Origin of the sequence: Pseudomonas sp. OVF7 (assembly GCF_030644265.1) — a bacterium.
GTDB classification, from domain to species: Bacteria; Pseudomonadota; Gammaproteobacteria; order Pseudomonadales; family Pseudomonadaceae; genus Aquipseudomonas; species Aquipseudomonas gorinensis.
This window is the reverse complement of the sequence record NZ_CP128996.1, coordinates 2,848,400-2,864,563: the sequence shown is the minus strand read 5'-3', so window position 1 is coordinate 2,864,563 and position 16,164 is coordinate 2,848,400. Positions and strand designations below refer to the sequence as shown.

Sequence of the window (16,164 nt, the reverse complement as noted above, 5' to 3'; positions counted from 1 at the left end):
CTGCCAATAAAGCTAAACTTTAAATAGTTGAACTCACGAGCTCTACGAGAGGCCTTACAGATATGTAATATTCGCGGCAGCTTCCTGAAAGGCATCACTGGTTATCCTCTAGTCAGAAGTAAGTGAGCACTAGGAGAAAATCATGAAATTATTAAAAGTTGTTTTTGCCGCTTCCATCTTGACCATGTCTTCTTTGGCCATGGCTGAAGGAGGTGGTGACCGTGTTTATGGTCGAATGATGCAAGAGAACCAGAAGGCGATGGAGCAGTACGCCTTAGAAAACGGAAAGGCGACACCTGAAGTTGTTCATTATGAATACGGAATGAACCTCGATGTCCAGAAGGTAATCAGTACCACTCAAGCCAATAAAACCTGTGGCGTAGCCCCTTCGCGCATGACCTATGAAGATTCGGCGGGCAAGCTCAACACCTTGGAATACAAGGTTATGGGTACTAACTGCCCTCACGGAAGTTAATTAGCGTTAGCCCTGACTGCGCAAGGTTGTTCGGTATGTTTTGAGCCTGCTTGCTGTTCGCTGACACAGAAGTAATTTTCAGGTCACGCTGGAGTTATCTATTGTATGAAATTATGTCTGCCGGCACGTAGGAGAAATCCTCACGTGCTGGTGGCTTTTATAATTATAAAAAATATTTCATAAAGAAACTCTGCCAAGCTAAAGCCTGGAGTGTTAAATGAACAATAAAAGCATTTATGGTCTTTCTCTCATTTCCCTTGGCATGAGCATGGGGCAAGTTGCAGTAGCTGTGGAGCAAAAGCCTGAAGGGTTCATTGAGGGGAGCACCTTTAGTATTCTCAATCGGAATCTCTATCTCAATCGTGATTATCGAAAGGGTCAATCAAGCCCCACGGGCAATGGTTACTCAGCCGAATGGGCTCATGGCATCATTGGCCGATTCGAATCAGGCTTTACTCAAGGTACCGTAGGCTTCGGCATTGATGCGTTTGCAATGGAAGGCCTCAAGCTCGATTCAGGTGATGGTCGCTCGGGAGCCCGTAGCTCAGTCGATGTCTTGCCGCACAATAGCAAAGGCCAACCTGAAGACTCCTACTCAAAAGTAGGCGGGGCCGCAAAAGTGCGTTTCCTGGATACAGTCGTCAAGGTAGGCGACGTATTTCCATCGACGCCTGTCGTTGCCTATGGGGATTCCCGACTTCTCCCGGAGAGTTTCCGGGGTGCAACGTTCACTAATACCAGCATCAAAGGCCTGACCCTTCAGGGGGGCCGGCTGCATGCGATGAGCCAACCCAATTCCAGTAGCATGCGTGACGGCTTTTCAACTTTTTACGCCGGTGTAGTAGATGCTCCATGGATCGCTTATCTAGGGGGCGATTACACGGTCAATGAACACGTAGGTGTGAGTCTTTACACCAGCCAATTCAAGGATGTGTGGAACCAATACTACGCGGGCACCACATTGAGCTATCCACTCTCAGAAAGCGTATCGCTAATTGGCGGCTTTAATTACTACCGAGCGGTTGATGAGGGTGAAAAACTTCTGGGAAGCTTCGATAACAAGATCTGGAGCGGCAAGACCGGGGTCAAATTCGGAGCGCACGCCGTGACCGTTGGTTACCAGCGCAATAATGGTAACGACGACTTTGACTACCTTCGCCAGTCCGACTCAATTTTTTTGGATAACTCCATTCAGTACAGCGATTTCAACTCACCGAAAGAGCAATCCTTGCAGCTGCGCTACGATCTAGATATGCAGGCTTTCGGCATCCCCGGTCTGAGCTTCATGACCCGCTACGCTAAGGGTTGGGATGCGGACTATTCCAACGCAAACAGCGTGTACATGCGTCGCGGAGCGGACGGTGCCCCATTGCAGGACCAAAAGCGTTGGGAGCGAGACATCGAGGCTAAGTATGTCATCCAGTCAGGCTCACTGAAGGACATGTCTTTACGTGTCCGCCAAGCAACGACACGAGCTACCGATTTCGAATCTGATTTGGACGAGGTCAGACTGATTGTTGAATATCCACTGCAACTCCTTTAACGGGCATTAGCCATCGGCATCAACTGTCCGGTATCCCCGATACACCCCGTCTCCTTGTTTCTCCTTTGGTTTGGAGACGGCTTAGGCGCCCTAGTGGCGCCTTTTTTTGTGGATTGAAGAAACTGTTGGTATATCCATCCCGGCGGCGAGCGTCCCTGGGGTTGTATGGCTGATTGGAACGTGTGAACATACTCTCAATATAGGTAGGGGGGGTATGGTATGGGTCATATGAGATCAAGCAAAGACAATCTTCTTAAGCGTGTAAAGCGAATCGCTGGGCAAGTCCAGGCGATTGAGCGAGCACTCGACTCTGATGATGACTGCTCGAAAACCCTGCTTTTGGTCGCTTCTGCCCGTGGCGCTATCAATGGGCTGATGGATGAAATTATCGAAGACCACGCTCGTGAACACGTTGCGAATCCGACACTCAGCAACGAAGAAAGAGCGAAAGGCGTCGATGAGCTTCTCGAAGCCATTCGCCGCTATTCCAAATAGGATTTGCCCAGATGAGTAATTCGTACACCGACTATTCCCACGACCATATGTTCCTGGGGAAATCACATGAAGAAAACGCCAAGCGAACCTTGTGGGTAGTGGCTCTGACCGTCGTAATGATGGTTGCTGAAATCACCGCAGGTTATCTCACTGGCTCAATGGCGTTGCTTGCTGATGGATTTCACATGGCAACACACGCTGGAGCACTTGGCATAGCCGCAGCTGCTTACGGTTACGCAAAAAGACATGCCTCAAATGCTCGCTACAGTTTTGGAACTGGCAAGGTTGGAGACTTGGGTGGCTTCGCATCTGCTCTGATTTTGGGACTGGTCTCTTTGGGAATTGCCGGAGAGTCGCTATTTCGTCTCTTTCAACCGACTCAAGTGCAATTCGGGACAGCGACTCTTATCGCAATTGTCGGATTAGCAGTGAATGTGGTGAGCGCGCTTTTGCTGTCTGGCGGTCATAATCATCACCATGGGCATGACCACGGCCAAGATGAATCTCACCATGCACATGGTCATGACAATAATCTGCGCTCTGCTTATATTCACGTCATTGCAGATGCACTGACTTCGGTTCTGGCCATCGCAGCACTGCTTGCTGGTCGTTACCTTGGTTGGGTCTGGCTCGACCCTGCAATGGGGATTGTGGGTGCAGTTGTCATCGCACGCTGGGCTTGGTCGTTGATGCGGGTGACTGCGAGTGTATTGCTAGACCAGACAGATGATCATGTCGCTGAAGAGATTCGTGAACTGGTTGAGCGACAGGGAGATGCTTCGATCATAGATCTTCATGTCTGGCAGGTAGGGCCGCAAGCCCGCGCCGCTATTGTGAGTGTTCTAGGCAGCCCAGCAGTGAATGCACAAAACATACGAGAACGGCTTGCGACAGTTCATGAGATCACTCATCTGACAGTTGAGTACCGCACGAAGCCGGGCGCTGTTTCACCCGATCAGGTCGCCGTTCAGGCTTAGCAATGAGCCCGTAGTTCGCATAAGTTCGCCGAGGAATTGACCAATGGCCAAGGACATCGAGAATCCGTGTACTTCTGTCTGCCAGTTGAACAGCGAACTGTGCGTCAGCTGCGGTCGCACCAAGGAAGACATCAGAAAATGGAAACGAATGAAGCGTCCAGAAAAAATGGCCGCTGTACAACGCGCGACCCTGCGTCTGAAAAGCCTGCAAAAAAAGAACTCTCAAACCACTGTAATTTAACTTTTCTACGCTTTCAGCCGAGACAGATGTCCAGATTCGGAAAGGCAAGCTGAGTGGCAACGCCACCCGAACTTAGCACTATCGTGGTCAGATGCGCAGTGCTTGTCAGCAGACGGAGCATGGCGTCATCTCAAATTGTTATTGAGGACAGCGGTACGGGGTTATCCGATTCGGCGCAGGCGCGCCTTTACAGCTTGTTGCTGATCGTCCTTTGCGTATTGCTTGAGAATGAAATCAACATAGCATGTCCCGCTGCATGGCCATGAGCTGGGACCATGCTGTGGCCGAATGGATGAGGTGGGATTAGTTTGCGGGGTATTCAGCAATGACCTGATCTACGCCGGCTTTGGTCAGGCCGATTATTTGGTAGGTCTCATGTACTCCGTCGACTTCCATTCCTGGAGAACCTGCTGGCATTCCAGGAGCAGCGATCCCGAGAAGGTCGTCACGCTTACTCATCGCAATTATTTGCTCAACTGGCACATGACCTTCAACAAACTTCCCGTTGATCATCGCAGTGTGACAAGACGAGAGTCGTGGAGCGACACCTAGATCTTGTTTGACAGCACTCATGTTGGTTTCTACATGATCAATGACGGTGAAGCCATTGGCCTCAAGATGCTGAATCCATTTTTTGCAGCATCCGCAGTTTGCATCTCGATGCACATCGATGGTCAGGGCCTGCGCCGCTTGAGCCGTTGAGCCGATGAACAGCGCAGCGAATGTTGCAATACGCAGAAATCGACTTGAAAGTCGGAAGCTACCTGTCATGAATATTTCCTTTTCCCTTGGAGACGGCGAGATGTTCTACGAAGCAATAGAACCCCACTCAAGCGTTCATGCCGCTGCAAAGGTTACATTGAAGGATCTACTTTAGAGTCGGGGAGCCAACTCCCCGATCATTTGAATTCGTAGGGCTAGTGCTCAAATCGCTCAGAACCACATCCGAATACCAGCTACAAACCGGGCCTCGTTTGTCTTTTCCCCTTCATCGCTGGCTAGGTCAGCCGTCTTACCATATGAGCGATTCCAGCTAACACCAATGTAGGGTGCGAATTGACGAGTAATTTCGTAGCGCAACCGCAGGCCTAGTTCGGTGTTGGCCAATCCAGATCCTATGCCGCGCTGAGGATCATTTTTCCCGTACAAGTTTACTTCGGCGGTCGGCTGCAAGATCAGGCGATTGGTCAACAGGATGTCGTAATCGCCTTCAAACCGAGCTGCGGTTTGACCGTTCTCACCAATATAAGCAGTCGCTTCAGCTTCAAAGTTATAGAGGGCCATGCCCTGAATACCGAGCGCTCCCCATGTTTGAGGTGACCCAGGTTTGAAGTCTTGTCGAATGCCGGTGACGACATCCCACCAAGGACCGATGGCGTGTCCCCACAGAGCCTGAAGTTCAGCGTTCTCGGTTACGCCATTGGTACGTTCGCCTTCCGAACGCAACCATAGGCGATCGACGTCACCGCCGATCCACCCTTTTGCATCCCAAGCCAGCGCACTACCGTTGTCAGCGTCTTGGTACTCAAATTTATCCAGGAGGATGAACGAGTTAATTTTTTTATCGTGCACACCATGGCCTGGTAAGTCTGGAAAAGCGGCGGCCCGGTCAGCGTCGGTAAGTACGGGGATTGGGGTTCGGCTTGTGGTAGTCGCCCCTCCATCCATGCTTTCCATACCGTCCATTTGCCCGTTATCGCTGTGATCCATAGCCCCCATCTTGCTATGGTCCATGGCTCCCATTGAGCCGTGGTCCATCTTGGAGTGATCCATCGCGGCATCTTTCGGTTTGGCGGGTTTGGATTTTTGTGCAGTTGAAGACTTTGCGTCCGCACTTGATGGCATCGCCATCGACGGATCCATCTCTTCAGCGGCTTGAGCCATGAAAAAGAATGCTGGACCGGTAGAGACTGCAAGTGCCATCAGCGTTGGGCGTAAAAACTTACTGGTCATGATCTCAATCTGCCTTTTTGGTTTTTTGGTCATGATCCATCGACTCATGGCTCATCTGGCTATGGTCCATCGCCCCGTGATCTAGCTTCGAATCGTTTGCCGTTGCTGGCTTGTCCGTTGCTGTAACAGGAACAGTGGTTGAATGGTCGCTGCCATTTTCCTCTGCCAGCACCGTGGACGAGAGTCCACCCAGCAGGACAGCGGCAAAGAGGCAACCCACGAGGGAATTACGATTTCGGTATGTGCTCACAGATCGTCTCCTTTACTCATCAACCCGTACTTCACGGAACATGCCCATTTCCATATGGAAAAGCAGGTGACAGTGATATGCCCAACGGCCTAAGGCATCAGCGGTGACTCGATAGCTGCGTTTGGTACCTGGTGGCATATCGATCGTGTGCTTGCGCACCATGAACTTGCCGTTCTCGTCCTCAAGGTCACTCCACATGCCGTGAAGGTGGATGGGGTGTGTCATCATGGTGTCGTTCACCAAGGTGATGCGCAGACGCTCGCCATACTTCAGGCGCAGCGGTTCGGCGTCAGAGAATTTGATGCCGTTGAACGACCACGAAAACTTCTCCATGTGACCGGTCAAATGAAGCTCGATGGTACGATTTGGCTCGCGGCCGTCAGGGTCTTGGAAAGTGCTTTTCAAGTCGGAGTAAGTGAGCACTCGACGACCATTGTTCCGCAAGCCTATGCCCGGATCACTTAGCTTTGGCGTTGGATTCATGGCTTGCATATCAACCAGGGGATTGTTGGTTTCAGAGGCAGGGTGTGTCTGCATTTCTCCACCCATACCACCCATGCCAGCCATCCCTGACATATCACCATTGCCCATCCCAGCCATCTTGCTGTGATCCATGCCCGCCATGTTAGTCATGTCACCGCTGTCCATGCCGGTCATCCCGGTCATGTCACTTTGGTCCATACCGGTCATCTTGCTGTGGTCCATGCCCGCCATGCCCGCCATGCCGGACATGTCACCTGGTGTCTTCTCTGCGCCGCCCATACCAGCCATGCTGCCATGGTCCATACCAGCCATACCGCCCATCCCCATGTCATCCATAGTGACGATTGGACGTGGATCTATAGCAGGTACCTGAGCAACTAGCCCTTCACGAAGAGCGAGGGTTCCGCGTGCATAACCCGTCCGATCCATAGACTGGGCGAAGATGGTGTAAGCCTCTTCACTGGCAGGCTCTACGATCACGTCATACGTTTCAGCTACGGCGATGCGGAATTCGTCAACACTCACTGGGTTGACGTGTTGGCCGTCGGCGGCCACAACGGTCATTTTCAAACCAGGAATGCGGACGTCGAAATAGCTCATCGCCGAGCCGTTGATAAAGCGTAGTCGTAGCTTCTCACCCGGCTTGAAAATACCGGTCCAGTTACCGTTTGGCGCCTGGCCATTCATGAGATAGGTGTAAGTATCTGCGCTGACGTCTCCAAGGTCGGTTGGGCTCATGTTCATTTCAGCCCACATCTTCCTGTCAGCTACTGTAGCTGACCAACCTTGCTTACTGACATCGTCGATAAAATCACCAACGGTGCGTTTATGGTGGTTGTAGTAGCCCGACTGTTTCTTAAGCTTGGCCATGACGCGACTAGGATCTTCATCGGTCCAATCAGTCAACATCACCACATAGTCGCGGTTGTATTGAAAAGGTTCAGGCTCTTTCGAGTCGATAACGATTGGCCCGTAAACCCCTGCCTGCTCCTGTAAGCCCGAGTGGCTGTGGTACCAGTACGTACCATTCTGATGAACCTTGAACTTGTACTCGTACATGCCGTCGGGTGCGATGCCATGGAAACTCAAGCCAGGTACACCGTCCATATTGGCCGGCAGAATGATCCCGTGCCAATGGATTGAGGTGTCTTGGTCCAGGCGGTTTTTTACACGCAGGGTGACTGTCTCTCCTTCGCGCCAACGCAGCAAAGGTCCTGGCAATGATCCATTGATGGTCATGGCTGTTCGCGGCGAGCCGGTAATGTTTACAGGTGTTTCACCAATAAACAGATCAAATTCATTGCCGGTGAGTACGCTCGGCAGACCTGGACTTGTCACCGCCCATACTGGAGTGCGCCAAAGGCCAAAGCCGCCGAGAATGCCACCAGCGGCCAAGCCTTTTACGAATGTCCGTCTAGAGGTTTTGGAATGCATGCCGTTTATTTCCAATCAGTCAAAAGGGAAGCCGTGCGAAACAACCGATCATGAGTTGCCCGGATCAGCTTTGCCCACCGTCACAAAAGACAAACTCTTACGGCAAGCGAGCTCAGAAATTGCCACATTTAAACCACCGCAGTGATTACATTTCTGTCAGCTTGGAGGGCTAGCTATTTAGCAATTCTTGTGATCCATCGCCTTGGCTTTGCTTTCAGCGACGGGATGTTGGGCATTTTGCGTTTGAGCTACTCGGTACGATTCCATCGAATTATTCCTGGCCACTTCCATGCGTGCGAAAGTCCGGTCACCACCCCCTTCAGCCATAGCCAAAGAAGAGACGGTCAGAGCCGCGATGACGAACAAGGTTTTGATAGGGTTCATTTGGGGGGCCTCGGATGATTATTGGTGACCCCTGAATCCACATCAGTCGTTGACTCTAGGGGGTGAGCTTGAGGCTCAATAGGACTATAAGACTCATCCCCTGTCAGGAAGCTTAGGCCAATATTACAGTTGTGTCAGGTTGCGATATTTCTCTTGAGATGCAGAGTGATTAGTCCGTAAGGTCTAAGCTATCCAACGACACATAACCTCCATCCACCATCTAAAATTTACCTGTGCGGCGTTGTAAGTTTCCGGTCACTGCACGATGGCGTGGCGTTTTTTGAGTTTTTCGCTGAAATCATACATCGGCTCGGACGCACTACGTTAAGCACTTGAGTGTTCGATAGGTGGGAATTAAATGGCAGCGTAACTAAAGGTGGCCACCGGTGAGTATTAATTTTGACAAAGCGCTTGGCTCCGCAGAAAGAGCATTACGTTTTCGCAGCCAACGAGCTGAGGTACTTAGCAATAATATCGCTAATGCCGACACTCCTAACTTTAAGGCCAGGGACTTGGACTTTTCTGCTGTACTGGCTAGCCAAACAAAAGGAGGTTTGGCTACTCCGTTCTCTTTAAAAACAACAAACCCAAAACATATTGCCGTAAACGAATTAGTAAGTGATATTCACGGCGGTGCTTTGCTTTACAGTACGCCGAACCAACCTTCCATTGATCAAAATACTGTGGATCAACAGGTCGAGGTCGCAAAGTATACGGAAAATGAAATTCATTTCGAAACCGCCTTTACTAGATTAAATGGAGCATTTAAGGGGCTACTTAAAGCTCTGCGAGGTGAATAATAAACTTTACCCAGCGAGGGAATCAGCGCCTCAGGCGCTGATTTGGGAAGGGAAACCGAGTGCTTCGACAGTTTTACGGACTTGCTCTGGGTTTTCACTGCTTTCAACGCTTACCTTACCTGCTGCGCGATCCACGGAAATCATAGCCTCGCTGTCCAGTGACTGAATTGCTTTGGTGATTTTGCTGACGCAGCTACCGCAACCAATGCCTGATACGTTTAAGACGAACATGGTTATTCCTCTTGTGCTGAGCAGTCTATTTTCACCGCAACAACAAGATCAACGTTGACACCACGGTAAGGTCAAGAGTTATGTATAGCGGGCTGTGAGCATCGGTTACGCTCATTCAATTCGGGTATTCCTCAGCCTCAAAGCATTGAAAACTACAGACGCAGAACTGACGCTCATGGCTAACGCAGCAATCATTGGAGACAGAAGGTGCCCCGTCAGTGGATAGAGCAGGCCTGCGGCGAGGGGAATACCCATTGAGTTGTAAAGGAAGGCGAACCCCAAGTTTTGCCGCATGTTTTTTACCGTTGCAACCGAAAGTGCCCGTGCCCGTAAAATCCCCATCAGGTCGCCTTTTACCAGCGTGAGCTGCGCGCTATTCATCGCGACGTCAGTCCCTGTACCCATGGCAATGCCCACATCTGCTCGCGCCAAGGCCGGTGCGTCGTTGATACCGTCGCCGGCCATGGCAACCTTTCGACCGGATTGCTGGAGGTCCGCCACCAGGCGCTCCTTGTCCTGAGGTTTCACTTCACCATGAACCTCTTCAATACCCATCTCCTTGGCGACAGCACGTGCGGTGGTGAGCCCGTCTCCCGTGGCCATGATGATTTTTACGTTATCAGCCTTAAGCTTGGTGACTGCTTCTTTAGAGGTCGGTTTTATCGGGTCTGAGACCGCTAGTAATCCTGCCAAGACCCCGTCAACTGCTAGATAGATGATGCTGATGCCTTCAAGGCGCAACAACTCTGCACGTTCTTGTAAGACCTTTGTGCTCACGCCGGCAGCTTCCATCAGTGCAGTGTTGCCCAGCTGTACTTTCTTGCCATCAACGAGACCACTCACCCCAATCCCTGAGCCGGACTCAAACGATTCAGGCTTGGTGAGCGCAATATTTTCAGTTCGGGCGTGATCGACGATGGCGTGTGCCAAAGGATGTTCGCTGCCTTGATCAAGGCTAGCGGCCAGTTGAAGCACATCGCGTGGGTTGAAATCTGGTGTGGCCTCCACACTGTGAAATACCGGCCGTCCCTCTGTCAGGGTTCCCGTTTTATCGACAATCAGTGTGTCGATCTTGCAAAGGTTTTCGATGGCACTGGCATCTCTGAACAGCACACCCATACTGGCGGCTTTACCCGTCGAAACCATGATCGACATGGGCGTTGCCAGACCCAGAGCACAGGGACAAGCGATGATAAGCACGGCGACAGCGTTGATCAGGCCGAAGACCCAGCTGGGTTCCGGGCCGAACAGTCCCCAACCTATGAGGGTCAGCAACGCAATCGCGATAACCGCCATCACAAAGTAGCCGGCGATCGAGTCGGCCATTCGTTGCATGGGCGCTTTGGAGCGTTGGGCTAGTGCGACCATTTGTACTATCTGCGACAGCATGGTGTCAGCGCCGACCTTTCGCGCCTCCATCACCAAGCTTCCATGAGTATTAAGCGTGGCACCGATCAGACTATCCCCTGCTCTTTTCATGACCGGCACAGGTTCACCAGTGAGCATGGATTCATCCACCGCACTTTCTCCCTCGAGTACAGAGCCATCAACTGGCACTTTTTCACCAGGTCTGACCCGCAAATGGTCTCCCAAGTGAACATGGGTAAGAGGAATGTCTTCCTCCTGACCATCGGCGTTGATCCTGCGTGCAGTCTTGGGAGATAGGCCAAGAAGGGACTTAATGGCGGCGGAGGTTTGTGACCGTGCTTTGAGCTCAAGAATCTGCCCAAGCAAGGTGAGCGAGATGATGACCGCAGCGGCTTCGAAGTAGACGCCGATGCGTCCATCTTGCATGAAGGTGGTGGGAAAACTTTGGGGAAATAGGGTTGCCGCGACGCTGTAAAGATAGGCTGCGGCAGTACCTAAACCAATCAGAGTCCACATGTTTGGACTGCGATTTCTAACGGATGCTATGCCTCTTACAAAAAAGGGCCAACCTGCCCATAAGGTGACCGGAGTGGCAAGAGCGAACTCGATCCAGTTTTGAACCGAACCATGGAAGATTTGTAATGAGTGACCCGCCATGGCTAGAAGGGCCACCATTACGGTTAAAGGCAGCGACCACCAAAAGCGGCGGGTGAAATCCAGGAGCTCGGGTTTGTCATCGTCATCAAGCGCGGGCATGACGGGCTCTAATGTCATGCCACATTTAGGGCAATTGCCGGGCCCTGGCTGTCTTATTTCCGGGTGCATAGGACAGGTAAACTCAGTGGCTACCTGTAGCGTGGGCTCTATAGCGGCGCTGCTGGGTTCAGCGCTGGGATGATTACCAATGTAGCGTTCTGGATCTGCCCGAAATTTCTCTTGGCATTTCTGGCTACAAAATTGATACGTCTGTCCTTGGTAAGACTCGCCAAATTTACTTGGAGGTATAACCGCCATACCGCACACCGGGTCGCGTAGACCACCGTCATTGGGTGAGGCAGCGTGGGCGGGACCGTGATCGTGGTGGCTCGGTGGAGTGGGCATAGCTATTTCTCTTCCTTGTTGGTTCCTGCCTGATCGCCATGGTCATGTCCGCCATGTCCATGTCCAAAAAAATGCATCAATGGACAGATCAACAGGATGAGGTAGGGCAAATACGGATAAACGTGGGTGAAATGTTCCCGCACCCCGTAAAAGGCACCGATCGCAATGAGCATGATCAGTACAACGCCTGTTTTGCGCCTCCAAAATGGTGGGGAGGTGCTTCCAGCCGGATGCTGATGCTTATCCATGATCTAGACCCCGTGTGTGAGCGTGTTGCTCTGATCTCTGCCTCAGAGCATAGCGAACTCTTGCGTCGACGCGGTTTTAGCGGTCGGTTCAGGCTTACTTCAAGTCAAATTGACCGACCATCCCCGACTGGTAATGACCTGGCACGTTGCAGGCAAATTGAAGTCCAGTTGTGTTGTTGAAGGTCCAGATCAACTCCTTGGTTGCCCCTGGCTCGATCAGCACGCTATTCGGGTCGTTGTGTTCCATTCCAACCATCTTCATGCCTCCCATGCTATGGCCCATGTTGCCCCACATTTTTCCAGTTCCGGTGGGTGTAAGCGTTCCATTCTGGAACATGCTCGCCATTTCTTTTTGGTGCGCCGCGTGAGCAGCGGCTTGGCCGATATTGAACTCGTGCAGCAACGCCCCTTTGTTGTGAAGTACAAAGCGAACCGTTTCACCGGGCTTTACGTCGATGCTTTTAGTTTTGAAGAAAATATCACCCATCTCTACATCAACCGTGCGAGTGACCTCTGAGGCGACTCCAGGCTGACCGATATCCTCTTTCCCATGACCTACGCTGGCCATCGCCGTAGCGCCGAGGAGTAGGGTGATTGCCGCAATAACTGGAGTAATGAGCTTAGTTTTCATGGTGACCTCGAGAGCCAGTGGAAAATACTAGCTATGCTAAAGGGATAGAGCTGAGCGTTAACTGACTTGAACACTACATTTCTGTCAGTTTTCCTGAGAAAACACGGCGCCCAGATGACGCCGTGTCTAGTGGGCGGTTCAGAGAGCCCCGTAGGAGTTATTCGGTTACTGATGGTTCTCAGAAAGCATCAGTTTGTGCTCGCGCTGCATTTGGTTCAAAACGTCATCAACCATGGCGTCGTGTTTTTCCATCCAGGCGAGATGTTCCTGAGGTGACATTGATGCTTTTGGATGATCTAGATGAAGCTGGCCCATGATCTCGCCCAGTATTTTCATATGCTCGGCCATGTGAACATGGCGCTGCCCTTCAGGAGCTTTTTCAGCTTGTACCAAGGTCGCTTCGGCTTTATCGCGCAGGCTTTCCATGCGCTCCATAATCCGATCTGCACCACCTTCAGCCAACGCAGATGCTGAGATGAGTATCGAACTAGCAAAGAATAGGACTTTTAAACGGTTCATGAGGAAGCTCCTTTTTGATTTGTTTTCCGGCTCCTCTAGCTTTCATGGTTAAGAGTCGGTCGAGCACCAGAAAGTACTCATGCTCGAACCCTAGACAGCACTCGCTGACATCTACCTGAAGCCAATATTACTTTTCTGTCAGTTGCTGGTTGGCAGAGGCATTTCATTGCAGACTCAGCCTCACAATTATTCGAGAGCCATCCCCATGAGACTTCTGGTTGCGGAAGACGAACCCAAAATAGGTATTTATTTGCAGCAAGGACTCACCGAGGCGGGGTTCAATGTTGATCGTTTTACCAATGGCAAAGACGCGCTTCAGCACGCCTTGAGCGAGGCGTATGACCTGCTGATTCTCGATGTGATGATGCCTGGGCTGGATGGCTGGGAAGTACTTCAGAAAGTGAGAGCATCCGGAAAAAATGTCCCTGTGCTTTTCCTCACGGCGCGAGACCGAGTTGAGGATCGGGTAAAAGGACTTGAGCTGGGGGCTGACGATTACCTGATCAAACCCTTCGCATTTTCTGAATTGCTGGCTCGCGTCAGAACGCTGCTGCGTAGAGGTACCACTGCCCCCTCCCAAACCCATATGAAATTGGCTGATTTGGAGGTGGACCTCCTCAAACGCAGGGTTATCCGCGCAGGCAAACGTATAGATCTAACGGCCAAAGAGTTTGCGTTGCTCGAATTGCTGCTCCGTCGTCGAGGTGAGGTTCTGCCCAAGTCGCTTATTGCTTCCCAGGTCTGGGACATGAACTTTGACAGCGATACTAACGTCATCGAGGTTGCTGTCAGGAGGCTCAGAGCAAAGATTGATGATGATTTTGAGGTCAAGCTTATCCACACCTCTCGAGGCATGGGGTACATGCTGGATGCGCCGGATTCGGGGACGGGGTCGGAATGAAGCGAATGTCCCTGACTACGCGCATGAGCCTGATGTTCATGCTAGCTGTAACGGCTGTGCTCACCGTCGCTGGACTCAGTTTTAACAACCTCAGCCGGCATCATTTCAAGATGCTGGATCAGCAGGCGCTGAACGAAAAGCTTCACTCGACGCAAAGAATTTTGACTGGGTTGAACAGCATTGATCAATTCAGTGATGTTAAGCCTGAGCTGGAGGCACTGCTTGGTGCTCATCGTGATTTGACAGCTCTTATCATCGATGGTGACGGTAAGCTCCTGTTTGCTGACCCAGGTCCGATCGTAGTTCCTGAAGACTTCCGAACGGTCACAAACAGCAATGTCTGGGAGTGGCGAGACCAGGAGCAGATATTTCGAGGCGTGACGGCGCAAGCCATAGTGACGGGGCAGGACAAGCCATTGACAGTGATGTTGATCTTTGATGTTACTCAACATATGGCCTTCTTCGAGACGCTTGAACGATGGTTTTGGATAGGACTGGTGATAAGCGCGCTGGTCAGTGCTGCACTGGGCTGGATGGTAGCGCGTAGTGGACTACGACCTATTCGCCTAGTCACTCAGGTAGCAGCTTCGATGTCAGCTAAATCGCTCAAAGAGCGTATTCCATTAGGTCCCGTTCCCCAAGAGCTCCAGCAGATGGTGCTCTCGTTCAACGCAATGTTATCTAGACTGGACGATGCGTTTGTTCGTTTATCGAACTTCTCTGCGGACATTGCTCACGAATTACGGACACCCGTTAGCAATTTGATGACTCACACTGAAGTGATTTTATCTAGAAAAAGAAATATTGAGGACTACGAGGACAATCTGTACTCAAATCTTGATGACTTGAAACGTATGGGACGTATGATTGATGACATGCTTTTTCTAGCGAAATCAGATAACGGTCTAATTACACATGAAAACAAACCGATTGACCTGGTAGCAGTAGTAGAGAAATTACTCGAGTACTACCGTTTGCTGGCTGATGAGCGAGGGATCGACCTGAAGGTCACAGGCAGGGGTAGCGTCCGAGGTGACGTACTCATGCTCGACAGGGCCATCTCTAATCTGCTCTCAAATGCGCTCCGGTACACCCCCGAAGGAAAGTGTATTACTGTCGATATTCGGCAGAAAGGAACTTCAATATCAGTCTCTGTGGAGAACCCGGGAGAGCCCATTGCGTCCGAGCATCTTGAAAAGCTGTTTGATCGATTTTATCGCGTGGACCCAGCTCGCAGAGAAGGAAGTCCAAGTAATGCAGGGCTAGGTTTATCGATTACTCGATCTATCATTGAAGCGCATGACGGAAAAATATGGTGTACGTCGTTAAACGGAATAACAGCCTTTCATATTGAACTCCCATGTGCTGATGCAAGAAAGGTCTAAGACACCTTGTTCATATGTATGCAGGCAACATGTGGTTAGCTCAATAGGATCGTTTTTGGATGAGAGAAAACTCTTGGAGCGTTCCAAAGAAAGTCGCGTATTTGGCGCCGTATCCGGGCAGATCAGTGCCAAAAACCCGCCCCAAGCTGACTGAAATGTAATCGAACAGTTTGCGTTCATGTGGCATCGTGTACTCGCACTGTGACGTTGGAAATCTTGTGATTCCTCCCTGTCCAGCCGGCCCTAGAACACGGAATTTGCTAGGTATTCGTCAGTGGTTTTAACGAGCGTCAAAAAGTAAAAAACTAGATATTCCCTAAAAACCTAGAACCAACAGCTTTTGCTGTCAGGAGTCTTGCATGTCATTCCTTAAAACTACCACCGTAGCTGTTGCGCTGACTGCGGGTTTGCTTCTGAGTGCAGTTGCTCAGGCGCATCCAAAGCTGGTTTCTTCTACTCCCGCTGAAGGATCGGATGCGGCGGCTCCGTCTAAAATCGAACTGCACTTTTCTGAGAATCTAACGACTCAGTTCTCTGGTGCAAAGCTGATTATGACCGATATGCCTGGTATGCCGAATTCACCTATGGGCGTAAAAGCTAACGTGGCAGGTGGCGGTGATCCGAAGACGATGGTTATTACACCCGCATCGCCATTGACCACGGGTACTTACAAAGTCGAATGGCGTGCCGTTTCCTCGGACACTCACCCGATTACCGGCAACTTTTCTTTCAAAGTGAAATGATT

At 51.0% G+C, this 16,164-nt stretch carries 19 protein-coding genes; 9 read left to right on the top strand and 10 right to left on the bottom strand.

Annotated elements, in window-relative coordinates; all coding sequences use genetic code 11:
* Positions 1–142 precede the first annotated feature (142 nt).
* From QU606_RS13195 to QU606_RS13175, 5 genes are all read left to right on the top strand, one after another.
* Positions 143–475: a DUF2790 domain-containing protein gene (locus QU606_RS13195; protein ID WP_008432869.1), complete on the top strand. Its 333-nt coding sequence runs from the start codon at positions 143–145 to the stop codon at positions 473–475.
* 217 nt (positions 476–692) lie between these two features.
* Entirely contained in the window at positions 693–2,018 is a 1,326-nt protein-coding gene (locus tag QU606_RS13190) for an OprD family porin (RefSeq protein WP_008432871.1), read from the top strand.
* A gap of 219 nt (positions 2,019–2,237) precedes the next feature.
* On the top strand, positions 2,238–2,513 hold the full coding sequence (locus QU606_RS13185) for a metal/formaldehyde-sensitive transcriptional repressor (RefSeq protein WP_024073346.1): 276 nt from the start codon (positions 2,238–2,240) through the stop codon (positions 2,511–2,513).
* An 11-nt stretch (positions 2,514–2,524) separates the two neighbouring features.
* Positions 2,525–3,490, top strand: a complete 966-nt coding sequence (gene dmeF, locus QU606_RS13180) for a CDF family Co(II)/Ni(II) efflux transporter DmeF (RefSeq protein ID WP_008437453.1) — start codon at positions 2,525–2,527, stop codon at positions 3,488–3,490.
* Between the two features lie 43 nt (positions 3,491–3,533).
* Entirely contained in the window at positions 3,534–3,731 is a 198-nt protein-coding gene (locus QU606_RS13175; RefSeq protein WP_008437450.1) for a DUF1289 domain-containing protein, read from the top strand.
* 303 nt (positions 3,732–4,034) lie between these two features.
* Here the strand turns inward: QU606_RS13175 and QU606_RS13170 are convergent, their stop codons facing one another.
* The 5 genes from QU606_RS13170 to QU606_RS13150 form a co-directional block, all read right to left on the bottom strand.
* On the bottom strand, positions 4,035–4,502 hold the full coding sequence (locus QU606_RS13170; protein WP_008437448.1) for a DUF411 domain-containing protein: 468 nt from the start codon (positions 4,500–4,502) through the stop codon (positions 4,035–4,037).
* A 162-nt stretch (positions 4,503–4,664) separates the two neighbouring features.
* The gene (locus tag QU606_RS13165) at positions 4,665–5,717 is read right to left on the bottom strand and encodes a copper resistance protein B (RefSeq protein ID WP_008437443.1); all 1,053 of its coding nucleotides are present in this window, start codon (positions 5,715–5,717) and stop codon (positions 4,665–4,667) included.
* Complete coding sequence (locus QU606_RS13160) at positions 5,689–5,934, bottom strand: hypothetical protein (protein ID WP_024073347.1); 246 nt, start codon at positions 5,932–5,934, stop codon at positions 5,689–5,691. The genes QU606_RS13165 and QU606_RS13160 overlap by 29 nt, the downstream gene beginning before the upstream one ends.
* Before the next feature lie 12 nt (positions 5,935–5,946).
* Complete coding sequence (locus tag QU606_RS13155) at positions 5,947–7,851, bottom strand: copper resistance system multicopper oxidase (protein WP_008437439.1); 1,905 nt, start codon at positions 7,849–7,851, stop codon at positions 5,947–5,949.
* Positions 7,852–8,028: 177 nt separating this feature from the next.
* On the bottom strand, positions 8,029–8,235 hold the full coding sequence (locus QU606_RS13150) for a co-regulatory protein PtrA N-terminal domain-containing protein (protein WP_019821302.1): 207 nt from the start codon (positions 8,233–8,235) through the stop codon (positions 8,029–8,031).
* A 386-nt stretch (positions 8,236–8,621) separates the two neighbouring features.
* On the opposite strand from QU606_RS13150, the gene flgB reads away from it, so the two are divergent.
* On the top strand, positions 8,622–9,035 hold the full coding sequence (gene flgB, locus QU606_RS13145; RefSeq protein WP_008437437.1) for a flagellar basal body rod protein FlgB: 414 nt from the start codon (positions 8,622–8,624) through the stop codon (positions 9,033–9,035).
* 30 nt (positions 9,036–9,065) lie between these two features.
* On the opposite strand, the gene QU606_RS13140 is transcribed toward flgB, so the two are convergent.
* From QU606_RS13140 to QU606_RS13120, 5 genes are all read right to left on the bottom strand, one after another.
* Positions 9,066–9,266, bottom strand: coding sequence for a heavy-metal-associated domain-containing protein (locus QU606_RS13140; protein WP_008437435.1), 201 nt, complete (start codon positions 9,264–9,266; stop codon positions 9,066–9,068).
* A gap of 111 nt (positions 9,267–9,377) precedes the next feature.
* The gene (locus QU606_RS13135; RefSeq protein ID WP_024073349.1) at positions 9,378–11,735 is read right to left on the bottom strand and encodes a heavy metal translocating P-type ATPase; all 2,358 of its coding nucleotides are present in this window, start codon (positions 11,733–11,735) and stop codon (positions 9,378–9,380) included.
* A gap of 2 nt (positions 11,736–11,737) precedes the next feature.
* Complete coding sequence (locus QU606_RS13130; protein WP_032899631.1) at positions 11,738–11,983, bottom strand: DUF2933 domain-containing protein; 246 nt, start codon at positions 11,981–11,983, stop codon at positions 11,738–11,740.
* Between the two features lie 94 nt (positions 11,984–12,077).
* Positions 12,078–12,614, bottom strand: a complete 537-nt coding sequence (locus QU606_RS13125; protein ID WP_008437431.1) for a plastocyanin/azurin family copper-binding protein — start codon at positions 12,612–12,614, stop codon at positions 12,078–12,080.
* A gap of 165 nt (positions 12,615–12,779) precedes the next feature.
* On the bottom strand, positions 12,780–13,133 hold the full coding sequence (locus QU606_RS13120; RefSeq protein ID WP_008437430.1) for a co-regulatory protein PtrA N-terminal domain-containing protein: 354 nt from the start codon (positions 13,131–13,133) through the stop codon (positions 12,780–12,782).
* A gap of 205 nt (positions 13,134–13,338) precedes the next feature.
* Here QU606_RS13120 and QU606_RS13115 point away from each other — a divergent pair, with 205 nt between their 5' ends.
* The 3 genes from QU606_RS13115 to copC all read left to right on the top strand — a co-directional run bounded on the left by QU606_RS13115 (position 13,339) and on the right by copC (position 16,162).
* Positions 13,339–14,034, top strand: a complete 696-nt coding sequence (locus tag QU606_RS13115; protein ID WP_008437429.1) for a heavy metal response regulator transcription factor — start codon at positions 13,339–13,341, stop codon at positions 14,032–14,034.
* The gene (gene copS / locus QU606_RS13110) at positions 14,031–15,419 is read left to right on the top strand and encodes a copper resistance membrane spanning protein CopS (RefSeq protein ID WP_008437425.1); all 1,389 of its coding nucleotides are present in this window, start codon (positions 14,031–14,033) and stop codon (positions 15,417–15,419) included. The genes QU606_RS13115 and copS overlap by 4 nt, the downstream gene beginning before the upstream one ends.
* Before the next feature lie 359 nt (positions 15,420–15,778).
* On the top strand, positions 15,779–16,162 hold the full coding sequence (gene copC, locus QU606_RS13105) for a copper homeostasis periplasmic binding protein CopC (protein WP_008437424.1): 384 nt from the start codon (positions 15,779–15,781) through the stop codon (positions 16,160–16,162).
* Positions 16,163–16,164: the final 2 nt, after the last annotated feature.